This is a genomic window from Halomonas denitrificans, assembly GCA_019800895.1.
In the GTDB taxonomy this organism is placed as follows: Bacteria; Pseudomonadota; Gammaproteobacteria; order Xanthomonadales; family Wenzhouxiangellaceae.
In genome coordinates, this window is the sequence record JAHVKF010000004.1 from 42,304 (window position 1) to 56,115 (window position 13,812).

Sequence of the window (13,812 nt, forward strand, 5' to 3'; positions counted from 1 at the left end):
CCCCAAAATCCCATAGGATTCAGGGAGATGGTGGGCCCTGCAGGACTTGAACCTGCGACCTACCGATTATGAGTCGGCTGCTCCGACTCGACCGAACGCCAGCCGAAATCTCCTGTCTGCCCCTCTCAGAACAACTCCTGCTGCCGCACCGGCCGAAAGCTTCGCCGGTGGATCGGCGTGGGGCCCAGGCGGTCCAGGGCGGCCAGGTGCGCGGCGGTGGGGTAGCCCTTGTGGCGGTCGAAGCCGTAGTCGGGCCAGCGCGCGTGGTAGTCGATCATCAAGCGATCGCGGTGGACCTTGGCCAGGATGCTGGCCGCGCCAATCGCCTTGCACAGGCCGTCGCCGCCGACCAGCGCTTCGCAGGACATGCCGCCGAGGTCGGGCAGGCGGTTGCCGTCGATCCGGACGTGGTCCGGGGCCGGGTCGAGGGCGCGGACGGCCTGCGCCATCGCGGTCATCGTCGCCTGCAGGATGTTGAGCCGGTCGATGTCGGCCGGGCCGACCTCGACGATCGCGAAGGCGGCGGCGCGCTCGCGGATGCACTCGAACAGCTCGTCGCGGCGGCGCGCCGTCAGCTTCTTGGAGTCGTCGAGGCCGTCGATCGGGCGGTCGGGGTGGAGCACGACCGCGGCGGCGACCACCGGGCCGGCCAGCGGGCCCCGGCCGGCTTCGTCGACGCCGGCGATTCTCCGGATGACGGTCGCGGCCTTCAAGGCGAGGCTCCGAAGCGTTCGACCAGGGCCTCGGCCGCCCGATCGGCCGCCCCGCGTGCCAGCGTGGCGTGCAGTTCGTCGGCGGCGGCCCGGAAGGCATCGCGCCGGGGCGCGTCGTCCAGCCAGTCGAGCGCATCGCGCGCCAGCCGTTCCGGCGTGGCCTCGGACTGGATGCGTTCGGGCACCAGTTCGCGCCCGGCCAGGATGTTCGGCAGGCCGACGTGCGCGCTGCGGACCAGCCGCAGGGCGCGGGCCGTGGCGTAGGTCGCTGCCGGCAGGCGGTAGTAGACGACCATCGGCGTGCGGGTCAGCAGGGCCTCGAGGGTGACCGTGCCCGACGCGGCCAGCGCGACGTCGGCGGCGGTCAGACCGGTGCGCGTGCGATCGGTGACGATCTGCAGCTGATCGGTGGTCTCGGCGGCGGCATCTGCGCCGGCAGCACTGCAGAAGGCCTCGCGCTGGTCGTCCCGGGCGAGCAGCACGACGAGCTCGACGTCGGGCCGGTCGCGCCGGATGCGCCTCGCGGTCTCGGCGAGCAGGGCCGCGTGGCGGCGGATCTCGCCGCCGCGGCTGCCGGGCAGCAGGGCGACGATCGGGCGGTCGGCGGGCAGGTCCAGGTCACGCCGGGCGGCCGCGCGGTCCGGAGACTGCGGCAGGGCATCGGCCAGCGGGTGGCCGACGAAGCGGCAGTCCAGGCCGGTGCCCGAAAAGCAGTCCGGCTCGAACGGAAACAATGCAAGCAGCAGGTCCAGCGAGCGCGCGATCTTGTTGACCCGGTAGCCGCGCCAGGCCCAGACCGATGGGGCGACCAGGTGGGCGGTCGGGATGCCGTCGCGCTTCAGACCGCGGGCCAGGCCCAGGTTGAAATCGGGTGCGTCGATGCCGACGAAGGCGCGCGGGCATCGGTCGCGGATGGTGGTTCTCAGACCGCGCCGGAGACGCACGAGGCGGGGCAGGTGGCCGATCACTTCGAACAGGCCCATCACGTCCAGCGCGTCGATGGTCTCGATGGATTCGACTCCGGCGGCGCGCATCGCCGGCCCGGTGATGCCGGCCAGGTCCGGCTCGCCCAGTCGCTGCCGCAGTGCCTCGGCGACCGCCGCGCCCAGCGCATCGCCCGACGTTTCGCCGGCCGACAGGACGAAGGACATCAGCGCAGCAGGCCCCGCGTGCCGGCCTCGATGCTCTCGATGAACCGCCGAAGGGCCGGTTGCTCGTCGGCCCGGTCGCGGAGCTCGGCCAGCGCTTCGTCGAGCGGACGGCCGAGGCGGTAGACCAGGCGGTAGGCCTCGCGGATGGCGCGGATCGCGTCGGCGTCGAAGCCACGACGCTTCAGGCCCTCGCTGTTGATCCCGCGCGGACGCGGTGGGCGACCGGAGACCATCACGAAGGACGGCACGTCCTGGTTGACGCCGCCGTACATGCCCAGGAAGGCGTGATCGCCGATGGTGACGAACTGGTGGGCGCCGGAGAAGCCGGCGAAGATGACGAAGTCGCCAACGGTGACGTGGCCGGCCAGCGTCGCGCCGTTGGCGAACACGCAGTCCGAACCGACCCGGCAGTCGTGGGCGATGTGGCTGTAGGCCATCATCCAGTTGCGGTTGCCGACGCGGGTGACGCCGCCGCCGTCGGCGGTGCCGCGATTTATCGTCACGTACTCGCGGATCGTGTTGTCGCGCCCGATGTGCAGCTCCGTCGCCTCGCCCTCGAACTTCTTGTCCTGCGGCTCTTCGCCGATCGATGCGAATTGGAAGATGCGGGTGCCCGCACCGACCCGCGTGCGGCCCGTGACGACCGCGTGCGGCCCGACCCGGCAGCCCGCCTCGAGCTCGACCTCGCCGCCGACGATGGCGTAGGGGCCGATCTCGACGTCTTCGGCGAGCCGCGCGCCTTCGTCGACGATCGCGGTCGGGTGGATGCGGGCCCCGTGGTCGCTCGTCGGTCGTCCGTTCATCGATCGTCCGGTCGCGCCGCGCAGAGCATCTCGCAACTCGCCACGCGCTTGCCGTCGACGTGGGTCTCGGCCTCGTACAGGCCCATGCCGCGCATCAGTCGCTTCTGGGTGACGTGAAAGTGCAGCTGGTCGCCGGGGACCACGGTCTTGCTGAAGCGGGCCTTGTCGATCTTGACCAGGTAGAACAGCTGGTCCTTCGCGCCCTGTTCCTGGCGGGCCAGGTGGGCCAGGCAGCCTGCGGCCTGCGCCATGGCCTCGAGGATCAGCACGCCGGGCATCACCGGATGACCCGGGAAGTGGCCCTGGAAGAACGGCTCGTTCATGGTCACGTTCTTCATCGCGTGGATCCTGGGCGGCTGACCGGATTTCTCGTCGGCCGACCAGTCCAGCACGCGATCGACGAGCAGGAACGGGTAGCGATGGGGCAGCAGGGAAAGAATGCGTTCGATGTCGGCGGTTCGGGGTTCGGTCATGCCGTAACGTCCATGTCGGTCGAAGAAGGGGTCGGAAGTCGGGTCGACAGCGGTTCGGGTTTCGTCGCTCAGCGCGGCGCGCGGCGGCGCGAGCGGAACAGGCGCTCGAGCTGGCCGAGTCGGACCAGCGTGCGCTGCCAGGCGCGAAGCGGCCGGGCCGGAATGCCGGAGCCGTACTGGCCCGGTTCGCTGATCGAATCCAGCACCGTGCTCATCGCGGTGATCACGACATGATCGCAGATTTCGAGGTGGCCGCCGATGCCGCTGGCGCCGGCGATCATGCAGTAGCGGCCGATCCGGGTCGAGCCGGCGATGCCCACGCAGCCGGCGATCGCCGTGTGGTCGCCGATCACCACGTTGTGGGCGACCTGGACCTGGTTGTCGAGCCGCACGTCGTCGCCGAGCACCGTGTCGTCGATCGCGCCGCGGTCGATCGTGGTGTTGGCGCCGATCTCGCAGTCGGCGCCGATCCGCACCGTGCCGAGCTGGGGCACCTTGCGCCAGTGTCCCTGGTCCATGGCCAGGCCGAAGCCGTCGGCGCCGATCACCGCGCCCGGATGGACGATCGTTCGTTCGCCGAGCTGCACCCCCGGGCCCAGCGTGACATTGGCGGTCAGGCGGACGTCCCGCTCGAGTCGGGCGTCCCGGCCGACCACGCAGCCCGGCCCGACCCGGACGCCGGCCCCGATGCGCGCCCCGGCTTCGACCACGGCCATCGGCCCGATCTCGGCGCCGGGATCGACGCGTGCTTCGGGATCGACGTGGGCACGGTCGTGGATACCCGGATCGAGGTCCGGTTCGCGTGCGAAGCGCTCCAGCGCCATGCACCAGGCCAGGTAGGGGTCGTCGACGACCAGCGCCGCGCAGGGACAGTCATCCAGCGCGGACTCGGCCAGGAGGACGGCGGTGGCGCGCGTCTCCTTCAGCTGGGGGCGGTAGGCCGGGTTGGACAGGAAGGCGAGGGCGCCGGGGCCGGCGGTCGCCAGGGTTGCCGGACGGTCGACCCGCTCGTCGGGGTCGCCGACCAGGCGGGCGCCGAGCGCTTCGGCCAGTTCGCCGACGGAGATCGCATCGGACCCGGCGACCGGATCGCCCCCGGAGCCGGCAGCCATCGAACTCACTGCGGCGCGCGCCGGCTCCGCAACTCGAAGTCGACTTCCAGGAATTCCAGCACCTGGTCGGTGATGTCGATCTTGGGCGAGGCGAAGGCGACCGGGCTGGACAGCACCAGGTCGTAGCCTTCGCGCTCGGCCACGGTCTGCACGGCCAGCTCGATCTCCTCGCCCAGCGACTTGATCTCGGCGTTGCGGCGGAAGTTGAGTTCCTCGGCCAGGTCCTCGCGCCGCCGGTCGATCGAGCGGCGCAGGTTGCGGATTTCGCGTTCCCGGGCCAGGATCTGCTCATTGCTCAGGCCGATCGAATCGGCCAGGTCCTGCTCCATCCGGACCAGGCGCTCTTCGTCGGCCAGCAGGGCTTCGTTGCGGGGGCGGAATTCGATGTCGAGCTCGGCGCGGCCGGCCAGCACCTGCGGTGCGTTGTCGAGCAGGCGCTTCATGTCCACGTAGCCGATGCGCAGGTCGGCCTGCCCCCAGGCGGAGCCGGCCATCATCAACGCGATCATCAGCGCAATCGGCAATGTCAGGACGCGAACCATTCTTGCGTTTTCTCCGAACGCTCAGGTACCCGAGTATAGGCGTTCGCGCGCGAAATTTCCTCCCCCGCCGCGCGAACGCGACTCCCCGCCGCGGCCCCCCGGGTGCCCGGGACGGGGCGCGAGGGGTGCCGCGTTGCGCGACGTTGCAGGGGGCGCCCGGGGCCGCCGGCCCCGGGACGAAAGGTCAATCGCTAGAACTGGGCGCCGAAGGAGAACTGGATCTGCTGCACGTCGTCGCCCGGGCGGTCCTTCAGCGGCGTCGAGAGGTTGATGATGATCGGGCCGACCGGGGCTTCCCAGGTCAGCGAGAGGCCGGTGGAGGCGCGGAGCAGGTTCTCGTCGAAGGTGTCGTAGCGCTGGAACACGTTGCCGACGTCGACGAACCAGGCCAGGCGCGTGCCGCTGAGCTCGGCGAACGGGATCGGGAAGGCGATCTCCACGCCGCCGGTGACCTTGAAGTCGCCGCCCACGGAGCGGCAGAACTGGTCCTTCGGGCCGAGCGTGTTGTCGTCGAAGCCGCGCACGTCGGACACGCCGCCGGCGAAGAAGTGCTCCCAGAACGGCAGGCCGCCGTCGGAGGTCACGATCTCGTCGAGCTGGCAGTTGCCGGCCAGGCGCTCGGGCTCGACGTCCTCGAAGGTCAGTTCCTTGTCGTCGTAGACGTCGCCGTAGGACACGTCGGCGCGCACGGCAAACGCCAGGTTCTCGCCCAGCGGCCAGTACTTGCGGCCCCGGTAGGCCAGCTTGTAGTACTCGCGCGTGCTGCCAGGCACGGCCAGGTCCAGCGACAGGCGGTTCAGCGAGCCGCGGGTCGGGGTCAGGAAGTGGTTGCGCGTATCGCGGCCCCAGCTGCCGTTGAACAGCACGGTCTCGACGTCGCGCTCGTCGCCGGACAGGAAGCCGTCGCCGTCGCGGTCCAGGGTGATGGCCAGCGGCCGGGTCGCGGCGAGCTCGAAGTTGACCGGGCTGTCCGGGTCGTCCGGGTCGATCGGCACGGCGACGAAGTTGCCGATGTTGATGTCCAGCGCCTGGTAGCTGGCGCCGAGGCGGACGTAGTCGACCTCGGTGACCGGGAAGCCGAAGTTCACGCCGGCGGCCGCCTGGCTGGTCGAGAAGGCCGAGATGTTCGCCCGGCCCTGGTTGAATTCGGAGTAGCTGACGAAGAAGCCGCGCGACACGCCGTCGTCGGTCCAGTAGGGGTTGGTGTAGGACAGGTTGACCTGGCGGTTGATCCGGCTGCGGCTGACCGCGAAGCCGACCGTGCGGCCCGAGCCGAGGAAGTTCTCCTGCTGGACCGAGATCGACGCGATCAGGCCCTGGAGCTGGGAGAAGCCGAGGCCGACCTGGAAGCTGCCGGTCGATCGCTCCTCGACGCTGACGATGATGTCGACCTGGTCGTCGGTGCCCTCGACCGCCGGCGTCTCGATGTTGACCTCCTCGAAATAGCCGATGCGACGCAGGCGCTGGCGCGAACGGTCGACCGCGGCCTGCGAGAACCAGGCGCCCTCGAACTGGCGCATCTCGCGGCGCAGCACTTCGTCCTTGCTGACCGTGTTGCCGCGGAACTCGACCCGGCGCACGTAGACCCGCTTGCCCGGGTCGACGAAGAAGGTCAGGTCGACGGTCTTTTCCTCGCGGTCGATCCGGGGTACCGGGTTGACGTTGGCGAAGGCATAGCCGAAGTTCGCCAGCAGTCCGGTGATGTTGTCGACGGTCTGCTCGACCTTCTCGCGCGAGAAGGTCTCGCCGCCTTCGATCGCGACGAAGGGCTCGAGGACCTCGGAATCGACGACGAGGTCACCGGTCAGGTTGACGTCGGTGACCGAATAGACCTCGCCTTCGCGGACGTTGGCGGTGATGTAGATGTTCTGCCGGTCGGGGCTGACCGAGACCTGGGTCGACTCGATCGCGAAGTCGACGTAGCCGCGGTCGAGGTAGAACGCGCGCAGGCGCTCCAGGTCGCCCGAGAGCTTCTCGCGCGTGTAGTTCGGCCGGCCCTGCCAGAAGTAAAGCCCCCAGAAATCGTTTTCCGTGCCGGACTCGAAGTCCTTGCGCAGTTCGTCTTCGTCGAAGGTCTCGTTGCCGACGATGTTGATGTGGCGGATCTTGGCGACCTTGCCCTCGACGATCACGATGCCGATGTCGACGCGGTTGCGGTCGAGCTGCGACAGGCGGACGTCGATGTCGACGTTGTAGTGGCCCTGGCCGTAGTACTGGCGGATGAGCTCCTGTTCCACCTGGTCCAGGGCCAGCCGGTCGAACACCTCGCCCTCGGCGATCCCGATGTCCTGGAGGGCCGGCATCAGCCCCTCCGAGGGAATCTTCTTGTTGCCGGTGATCGTCACCGAGGAGATCGCCGGGCGCTCGACCACCTCGATGATCAGGATGTCGCCCTCGCGAGCGAGCTCGACGTCCTGGAAGAAGCCGCTGCGGTAGAGGTCGCGGATGCTCGAGCGGGCCAGGGTCGGGGTCAGGCGGTCGCCGACCTCGATCGGCAGGAAGCTGAACACCGTGCCCTCGGAGATGCGCTGCAGGCCGTCGACGCGGATCTCCTCGACGACGAAGTTCTGGGCGTGCAGGGGCGCGCTCGCGAGCAGCACCAGGAGAAGAAGGAGTTTTCTCATGAAAAAGCGGTGTCCGGGTGGGTTCGGCGCCATGACGCGCGCCGAGTTTACTGAAAGACTCGTACTATATCGTTAAATATCGCCAGGCTCATCAGTGCGGCAACCGCGACCAGACCGATCGTCTGGCCGATGACCTGGCCGCGCTCCGACACGGGGCTGCCCTTGATCGCCTCGATCAGGAAATACAGCAGGTGGCCGCCGTCGAGCACGGGAATCGGCAGCAGGTTGATGATCGCCAGCGACAGGCTGATCAGGCCGAGGAAGAACAGGAACCGCGAAACGCCGAGGCGGGCCGAGTCCTGGGCCATCTGGGCGATGGTGATCGGCCCCGAGAGGTTGGCCAGCGACGCCTGGCCGGTGACCATGCGGCCGAGAATGCCCAGCGTGCCGCTGGTCAGGCGCCAGGTCTCGGCGAAGGCCTGACCCAGCCCCTCGACCGGCCCGAAGCGCAGGATCGTGAAGGTCCGCTCCATGCGACGACGGAGTTCCGCATCGGCGTCCGGCGCGGTGATGCCGACCACCGGGCGGCCGTCGACGAGTTCCGGCACGATCGAGACCGTGCGCAGGTTCCCGTTGCGCTCGATGGTGAGGTCGATGGCGCCTCCGCCTTCGGTCGCCTCGGGGATCGCCCGGGCCATCCGCTGCCAGCCGTCGACCGGCTCGCCGTCGACGGCCACGACGCGGTCGCCGGCTTGCAGGCCGGCGCGTTCGGCGGGCGAGTCGGACGAGACCGTCCCGATCACCGGCGGCAGGTCCGGCCGCCACGGCGCCAGGCCGATCGCCTCCAGCGTCCGGTCCTCGCGGAATTCGGGGCCGAGCCGGCCCAGGGGCAGCTCGACCGTGCGGCGCAGGCCGGCCACGTCCTCGACCTCGACCTCGACGGCTTCGCGATCCAGCGCCGGCGGAATCAGCGCGAGCAGGGCGTGGGTCCAGGTCTCGACCCGCTCGTCGCCGACCCGGACGATGCGGTCCTCGTTCTCCAGCCCCGCTTCCGCGGCCAACCCCTCCGGCGGGCCGATCACCGGCCGCGAGTCGGCGATGCCGATCATGAACATCAGCCAGAAGGCGGCGACCGCGAAGATCAGGTTGAAGATCGGGCCGGCGGCGACGATCGCCGAGCGCTGGGCCAGCGACTTCCGGTTGAACGCGTCGTCCGCCTCGTCCGGCGCGACGGGCATCTCGCGCTCGTCGAGCATCTTGACGTAGCCGCCGAGCGGGATCGCCGCGACCACGAACTCCGTGCCCGCGGCGTTGCGTCGGCGCAGCAGCGGGCGGCCGAAGCCGATCGAGAAGCGCAGGACGCGCACCCCGCAGCGGCGCGCGACCCAGTAGTGGCCGTACTCGTGGAAGGTCACCAGCAGGCCCAGGGCGAGCGCCAGCCAGCCGACGGAGGCGAGCACGTCAAGCATGGCGGCGGGCCCCTTCGGCGTTCGTTCCGGTCCGCGTCATGCCGCGACCGCCCGGGTGAACCAGATCAGCAGGGCGAACGCGGGCGCGGCCGCGCCGACGCTGTCGATGCGGTCGAGGATGCCGCCGTGGCCCGGCAGCAGGTTCGACGTGTCCTTGATCCCGCGGTGGCGCTTCATCAGGCTGAGCGTGAGGTCGCCGCCGATCGACAGCAGCGCCAGCAACGCGCCCGCGCCGAGGCCGGTCAGGGGGCCGTAGGGCACGTCGGGCAGCTGGCTGGTCGCCGCGCCGGCGAGCGCGCCGGCAACGATGCCGCCGACGGCGCCGGAGCGGGTCTTGCCCGGGCTGATCCGGGGTGCCAGCTTGGTGCCGCCGATCGCGTGGCCGGTGAAATAGGCGCCGATGTCGGCGCCGGCGATCACCAGGATCAGCGCGAACACCAGCCACGGGCTGCCGGCGTGCAGCCAGGCCAGGGAAATGAAGGTCGCGCCCAGGATAAGGGCCAGGTCGAACAGCTTGCGCCACTGCAGTTCCGTGCCCTTCGGTCGGCCGCGGTCGGGCCAGGCCAGCGCGATGCAGTGGCCGAGCCAGATGCCGGTGGCGATGGCGAACAGGAACACGGCGGCACCCGGGCGGTGGATGAGTAGCAGCAGCCCGGCACCGAGGGCCAGCAGGAAGGCGATCCAGCCGGTCCGGGCGACGGCGCCGTGCAGGCCGGCCAGGCCGGCGCCCTCCAGTCCACCGACGACCAGCACCAGCAGGGCCAGCGCGACGGTCAGGGGCACCGGATCGAGGGCGAAGATCGCGGTCAGCAGCACCGCGGCCATCACCAGCGCGGTCAGGACGCGGGACCTAAGCATGCTTCAGGGTCGGCTCGCCCAGCCCTCCGAAGCGCCGCTCGCGGAGCGCGAAGGCATCGAGCGCGCGGTCCAGGTCGGTCTCGTCGAAGTCCGGCCACAGCGTGTCGCAGAAATAGAGTTCCGTGTAGGCGAGGTTCCACGGCAGGAAGTTCGACAGGCGCTGCTCGCCGCCGGTGCGGATGAACAGGTCCGGTTCCGGCATGTCGCGCAGCGCGAGGTGCTGCGCCACGACCGTCTCGTCGATCGCATCGGGATCGAGCTCGCCGCGGCGGACCTTCCCGGCCATCGCGCGCATCGCGTCGGTGATGTCGGCCCGGCCGCCGTAGTTGGCCGCCACGTTGAGGATCAGGCGGTCGTTTTCGCGGGTCAGCGCCTCGGCGCGTTCCATGCCGCGCTGGAGCAGCCTGGAGAAGGCCTCGCGGCGGCCGATGAAGTTCAAGCGAACCCCGTGCTCGTGAAGGCGATCGAGTTCGCGGTCCAGGGCGTGGCGGAACAGCGACATCAGGCGCCGCACTTCGTGACGCGGCCGGGTCCAGTTCTCGCTGGAGAAGGCGTAGACGGTCAGGATCGGGATGCCGCGCTCGGCCACGGCTCGCACGATCTTGCGCGCCGCTTCCGTGCCGGCCTGGTGGCCGTAGGTCCGGGCCTTGCCGCGCCGGGCGGCCCAGCGGCCGTTGCCGTCCATGATGATGGCCAGGTGGCGCGGTCGATCCGCCGACACCATGGGTCAGATCTCCATCAGCTCTTTTTCCTTGACCGCGACCATTTCGTCGACGCGCGCGACGTGCTGGTCCGTGAGCTGCTGGATGTCGGCTTCACCGCGGCGCAGGTCGTCCTCGGTGATGTCCTTGCTCTTCAGCATTTCCTTCATGTGCTGGTTCGCGTCGCGGCGGATGTTTCGGATCGCGACCTTGGCCTGTTCGCCCTCGGCGTGCACGATCTTGGTCAGGTCGGCGCGACGCTCTTCGGTCAGGGCGGGCAGGGGCACGCGGATCACGGTGCCGGCGGTGGCCGGATTCAGGCCGAGATCGGAGGTCATGATGGCCTTCTCGATCTTCTGCACCATCGACTTGTCGAAGGGGGTCACGGCCAGCGTCCGCGAGTCCTCGACGGTCACGTTGGCGGCCTGGCCGATCGGCACTTCCGATCCGTAGTATTCGACATGGACGTGTTCGAGCAGGCTGGGGTGGGCGCGTCCGGTCCGGATCTTGGCCAGTTCGGACTTCAGCGCATCCAGGCTCTTGTCCATGCGCGACGAGGCATCCTTCTTGATGTCAGCAAGCATGATCGGTTCACTCGGGCAGTGGAAACAGGGGGCTCCGCGAACTCGTGCACGGGGCGATTCGACTCGCGATTGTAGCAGTCAAATCGGGCGGAATTCGGGCAGGCGGCGGGCGGGGGTCGGGCGCCGGCGCGTCGGTTCGGCGGGTCGCGGTCTATTCGACCAGCGTGCCGACGTCCTCGCCGTCCAGCAGGCGGGCCAGGGCGCCGCTGGTATTCAGGTTGATCACCCGGATCGGCATCGACTGGTCGCGGCACAGCACCATGGCGTTGGTGTCCATGACGTTGAGCTTGTGTTCGATGACTTCGTCGTAGCCGACCTTGTCGTAGCGCTTCGCGTCCGGATCGGTCATCGGGTCCGCCGAATAGACGCCGTCGACCTTCGTCGCCTTGATCATCAGGTCGGCACCGATCTCGATCGCGCGCAGGCTGGCGGCCGTGTCGGTGGTGAAGAAGGGGTTGCCGGTGCCGGCGGCGAAGATCACCACGCGGCCCTTCTCGAGGTGGCGGACGGCGCGGCGACGGATGTAGTCCTCGCAGACCTCGCGGACCGAGATTGCCGACATCACGCGGGTGGTGACGCCGGCACGCTCGAGCGCGTCCTGCAACGCCAGGCTGTTCATGACCGTGGCCAGCATACCCATGTGGTCGCCGGTGATCCGGTCCATGCCGGCCGAGGCCAGGCCGGCGCCGCGGAAGATGTTGCCGCCGCCGATGACGATGCCCACCTGGACACCGGCTCGGGCGACTTCGGCCACCTCGCGGGCGATCCGCGAGCTGACCTTGGGGTCGATTCCGTAGTCCTGCTCGCCCAGCAGCGCTTCGCCGCTGAGCTTGAGCAGGATCCGGCCGAAGCGCGTGGAATCGACCATGGCCGGATCAGTTCCCGCGCGCCTGCTGCATCACCTCGGCGGCGAAGTCCGACTCTTCCTTCTCGATGCCTTCGCCGACCTCGAGACGGACCATGCCGACGACCTTGGCACCGGCGCTCTTGAGCAGCTTGCCGACCGTCTGGTCGCTGTCCTTGACGAAGGGCTGGCCGACCAGGGTGATCTCGGCCAGGTGCTTGCGCAGGCGCCCGGTGATCATCTTCTCGATGATGTCGGCGGGCTTGCCGGACTCTTCGGCCTGGGCCTTCAGGATGTTCTTCTCGCGCTCGAGCACTTCGGCCGGCACGTCGTCTTCGTCGACGTAGGGCGGGTTCAGCGCCGCGACGTGCATGGCGATGTCGCGGGCCAGTTCCTCGTCGCCGCCCTGCAGGCCGACCAGCACGCCGATCCGGCCGCCGTGGATGTAGCGCCCGATCACGCCGCCGTCGACGCCCATCTGCGCGGTGCGGCGCAGCTGGATGTTCTCGCCGAGCTTGGCGACCAGCTGCTGCCGGCGCGCCTCGACCGTCTCGCCGTCGGCGAATTCGGCTTCGCCGAGTGCCTTGACGTCTTCCGTTCCCGTTTCCAGGGCGATCTCGGCGACGCGGTTGGCGAAGCCGAGGAAGTTGTCGTCCTTGGCCACGAAGTCCGTTTCGCAGTTGATCTCGACCAGGACCGCCTTGCCGTCGGCGCCGGCGTCGATGACCGCGCCTTCGGCGGCCACCCGGCCGGCCTTCTTGTCGGCCTTGGCCAGGCCGCTCTTGCGCAGGTGCTCGATCGCGGCGTCGAGGTCGCCGTCGGTTTCAACGAGTGCCTTCTTGCACTCCATCATGCCGGCGCCGGTGCGCTCGCGCAGTTCCTTGACCAGGGATGCAGTAATGCTCATGACTCGTCCTTGCTTTCCGTTTCGTTGCCGGCAGCGTCGTCGGCTGCCTTCTCTTCGACCGTCGCGGTGGCTTCCGGCGCGTCGTCGGACTTGGCCGCAGCCTTCTTGGCCGCCTTTTTCGCGGTCTTCTTGGCCACCTTCTTGGCGGTCTTCTTGGTGGTCTTCTTCGCGACCTTCTTGGCGGTCTTCTTCTTCGCGACCTTCTTGGCCGGTTCGGCCGACTCGACCGGGTTGCCCTCGGCGTCGAGCTCGACGAACTCGTCCTTGTCGCCGGCGACCTGCGGGACCGAAGCCTTGCCTTCGAGCACGGCGTCGGCGGCCAGCTGGGCGTACAGGCGGACCGAGCGGATCGCGTCGTCGTTGCCCGGGATCACGTAGTCGACGAGTTCCGGGTTGTGGTTCGTGTCGACCACGGCGACGACCGGGATGCCCAGCTTGCGGGCTTCGGCGATCGCGATGTCCTCGTGGCCGATGTCGATGACGAACATCGCATCGGGCAGGGCGTCCATGTTCTTGATGCCGCCGAGGCTCTGCTCGAGGCGGTCGCGCTCACGGGTCAGTTCGAGCACTTCCTTCTTGACCAGCTTGTCGAAGCTGCCGTCGGTCTCCATCGCCTCGAGTTCCTTCAGGCGGTTGATCGACTGGCGGATCGTGCGGAAGTTGGTCAGCATGCCGCCGAGCCAGCGGTGCGACACGTAGGGCATGCCGCAGCGCGCGGCTTCTTCGGCGATGGCCTGGCCCGCGGCGCGCTTGGTGCCGACGAACATGATCGTGCCGCGCTTGCTGGCCATGCGGCTCAGGAAGTCCAGCGACTCCTTGAGCATCGGCAGCGTGCGTTCCAGGTTGATGATGTGGATCTTGCCCCGCGCGCCGAAGATATAGGGTTCCATCTTCGGGTTCCAGTAGCGGGTCTGATGTCCGAAATGAACGCCAGCTTCGAGCATCTGGCGCATGGTGACGTTGGGCATGTCGTTTTCCTCGTTGTCCGGGCCGTCCCGCACGCTCAGGTGCGTAGGATCGATCCCGTTCGGTTTAGGCCTCCGCAGTTCCCCATCCGACGACCGTCGGGCCCGTGTGACCGGAGCCGGGAC

General features: G+C 69.1%; 14 protein-coding genes. All 14 read right to left on the bottom strand.

The genetic code is table 11. The features are described 5' to 3' along the window. Positions 1 to 125 precede the first annotated feature (125 nt). A complete protein-coding gene (gene rnhB, locus KUV67_13345) occupies positions 126 to 713 on the bottom strand; it encodes a ribonuclease HII (GenBank protein ID MBY6205869.1) in 588 nt (195 codons plus the stop codon). Continuing rightward, positions 710 to 1,864 (bottom strand): lipid-A-disaccharide synthase, encoded by a 1,155-nt coding sequence (gene lpxB / locus KUV67_13350; GenBank protein ID MBY6205870.1) that lies wholly within the window; start codon positions 1,862 to 1,864, stop codon positions 710 to 712. Before lpxB ends, rnhB begins: the two co-directional genes overlap by 4 nt. Next, entirely contained in the window at positions 1,864 to 2,667 is an 804-nt protein-coding gene (gene lpxA / locus KUV67_13355) for an acyl-ACP--UDP-N-acetylglucosamine O-acyltransferase (protein ID MBY6205871.1), read from the bottom strand. The genes lpxB and lpxA overlap by 1 nt, the downstream gene beginning before the upstream one ends. Beyond that, positions 2,664 to 3,140, bottom strand: a complete 477-nt coding sequence (gene fabZ / locus KUV67_13360; protein MBY6205872.1) for a 3-hydroxyacyl-ACP dehydratase FabZ — start codon at positions 3,138 to 3,140, stop codon at positions 2,664 to 2,666. Before fabZ ends, lpxA begins: the two co-directional genes overlap by 4 nt. A gap of 68 nt (positions 3,141 to 3,208) precedes the next feature. After that, complete coding sequence (gene lpxD / locus KUV67_13365; GenBank protein MBY6205873.1) at positions 3,209 to 4,252, bottom strand: UDP-3-O-(3-hydroxymyristoyl)glucosamine N-acyltransferase; 1,044 nt, start codon at positions 4,250 to 4,252, stop codon at positions 3,209 to 3,211. Between the two features lie 5 nt (positions 4,253 to 4,257). Further along, entirely contained in the window at positions 4,258 to 4,794 is a 537-nt protein-coding gene (locus tag KUV67_13370) for an OmpH family outer membrane protein (protein ID MBY6205874.1), read from the bottom strand. Between the two features lie 191 nt (positions 4,795 to 4,985). Next, positions 4,986 to 7,418, bottom strand: a complete 2,433-nt coding sequence (bamA, locus tag KUV67_13375) for an outer membrane protein assembly factor BamA (protein ID MBY6205875.1) — start codon at positions 7,416 to 7,418, stop codon at positions 4,986 to 4,988. A gap of 47 nt (positions 7,419 to 7,465) precedes the next feature. Continuing rightward, positions 7,466 to 8,827 (bottom strand): RIP metalloprotease RseP, encoded by a 1,362-nt coding sequence (rseP, locus tag KUV67_13380; GenBank protein ID MBY6205876.1) that lies wholly within the window; start codon positions 8,825 to 8,827, stop codon positions 7,466 to 7,468. Between the two features lie 36 nt (positions 8,828 to 8,863). Beyond that, positions 8,864 to 9,685 (bottom strand): phosphatidate cytidylyltransferase, encoded by an 822-nt coding sequence (locus KUV67_13385; protein MBY6205877.1) that lies wholly within the window; start codon positions 9,683 to 9,685, stop codon positions 8,864 to 8,866. Further along, the gene (gene uppS / locus KUV67_13390; protein MBY6205878.1) at positions 9,678 to 10,409 is read right to left on the bottom strand and encodes a di-trans,poly-cis-decaprenylcistransferase; all 732 of its coding nucleotides are present in this window, start codon (positions 10,407 to 10,409) and stop codon (positions 9,678 to 9,680) included. Before uppS ends, KUV67_13385 begins: the two co-directional genes overlap by 8 nt. Before the next feature lie 3 nt (positions 10,410 to 10,412). Next, positions 10,413 to 10,970, bottom strand: a complete 558-nt coding sequence (gene frr, locus KUV67_13395; GenBank protein MBY6205879.1) for a ribosome recycling factor — start codon at positions 10,968 to 10,970, stop codon at positions 10,413 to 10,415. A 151-nt stretch (positions 10,971 to 11,121) separates the two neighbouring features. Next, entirely contained in the window at positions 11,122 to 11,838 is a 717-nt protein-coding gene (pyrH, locus tag KUV67_13400; GenBank protein MBY6205880.1) for a UMP kinase, read from the bottom strand. Between the two features lie 7 nt (positions 11,839 to 11,845). Continuing rightward, positions 11,846 to 12,721 carry a translation elongation factor Ts gene (gene tsf, locus KUV67_13405; protein ID MBY6205881.1) on the bottom strand — a complete coding sequence of 292 codons (876 nt, stop codon included), beginning with the start codon at positions 12,719 to 12,721 and terminating at the stop codon, positions 11,846 to 11,848. Continuing rightward, on the bottom strand, positions 12,718 to 13,689 hold the full coding sequence (gene rpsB / locus KUV67_13410) for a 30S ribosomal protein S2 (protein MBY6205882.1): 972 nt from the start codon (positions 13,687 to 13,689) through the stop codon (positions 12,718 to 12,720). The genes tsf and rpsB overlap by 4 nt, the downstream gene beginning before the upstream one ends. Positions 13,690 to 13,812 lie beyond the last annotated feature (123 nt).

Bases quoted from the DNA above. Each gene is read 5' to 3' on its own strand.
- tsf (MBY6205881.1), bottom strand. From the start codon at position 12,721: ATGAGCATTACTGCATCCCTGGTCAAGGAACTGCGCGAGCGCACCGGC.
- rpsB (MBY6205882.1), bottom strand. From the start codon at position 13,689: ATGCCCAACGTCACCATGCGCCAGATGCTCGAAGCTGGCGTTCATTTC.
- pyrH (MBY6205880.1), bottom strand. From the start codon at position 11,838: ATGGTCGATTCCACGCGCTTCGGCCGGATCCTGCTCAAGCTCAGCGGC.
- lpxD (MBY6205873.1), bottom strand. From the start codon at position 4,252: ATGGCTGCCGGCTCCGGGGGCGATCCGGTCGCCGGGTCCGATGCGATC.
- bamA (MBY6205875.1), bottom strand. From the start codon at position 7,418: ATGAGAAAACTCCTTCTTCTCCTGGTGCTGCTCGCGAGCGCGCCCCTG.
- lpxA (MBY6205871.1), bottom strand. From the start codon at position 2,667: ATGAACGGACGACCGACGAGCGACCACGGGGCCCGCATCCACCCGACC.
- frr (MBY6205879.1), bottom strand. From the start codon at position 10,970: ATGCTTGCTGACATCAAGAAGGATGCCTCGTCGCGCATGGACAAGAGC.
- fabZ (MBY6205872.1), bottom strand. From the start codon at position 3,140: ATGACCGAACCCCGAACCGCCGACATCGAACGCATTCTTTCCCTGCTG.
- KUV67_13385 (MBY6205877.1), bottom strand. From the start codon at position 9,685: ATGCTTAGGTCCCGCGTCCTGACCGCGCTGGTGATGGCCGCGGTGCTG.
- rseP (MBY6205876.1), bottom strand. From the start codon at position 8,827: ATGCTTGACGTGCTCGCCTCCGTCGGCTGGCTGGCGCTCGCCCTGGGC.
- KUV67_13370 (MBY6205874.1), bottom strand. From the start codon at position 4,794: ATGGTTCGCGTCCTGACATTGCCGATTGCGCTGATGATCGCGTTGATG.
- uppS (MBY6205878.1), bottom strand. From the start codon at position 10,409: ATGGTGTCGGCGGATCGACCGCGCCACCTGGCCATCATCATGGACGGC.
- lpxB (MBY6205870.1), bottom strand. From the start codon at position 1,864: ATGTCCTTCGTCCTGTCGGCCGGCGAAACGTCGGGCGATGCGCTGGGC.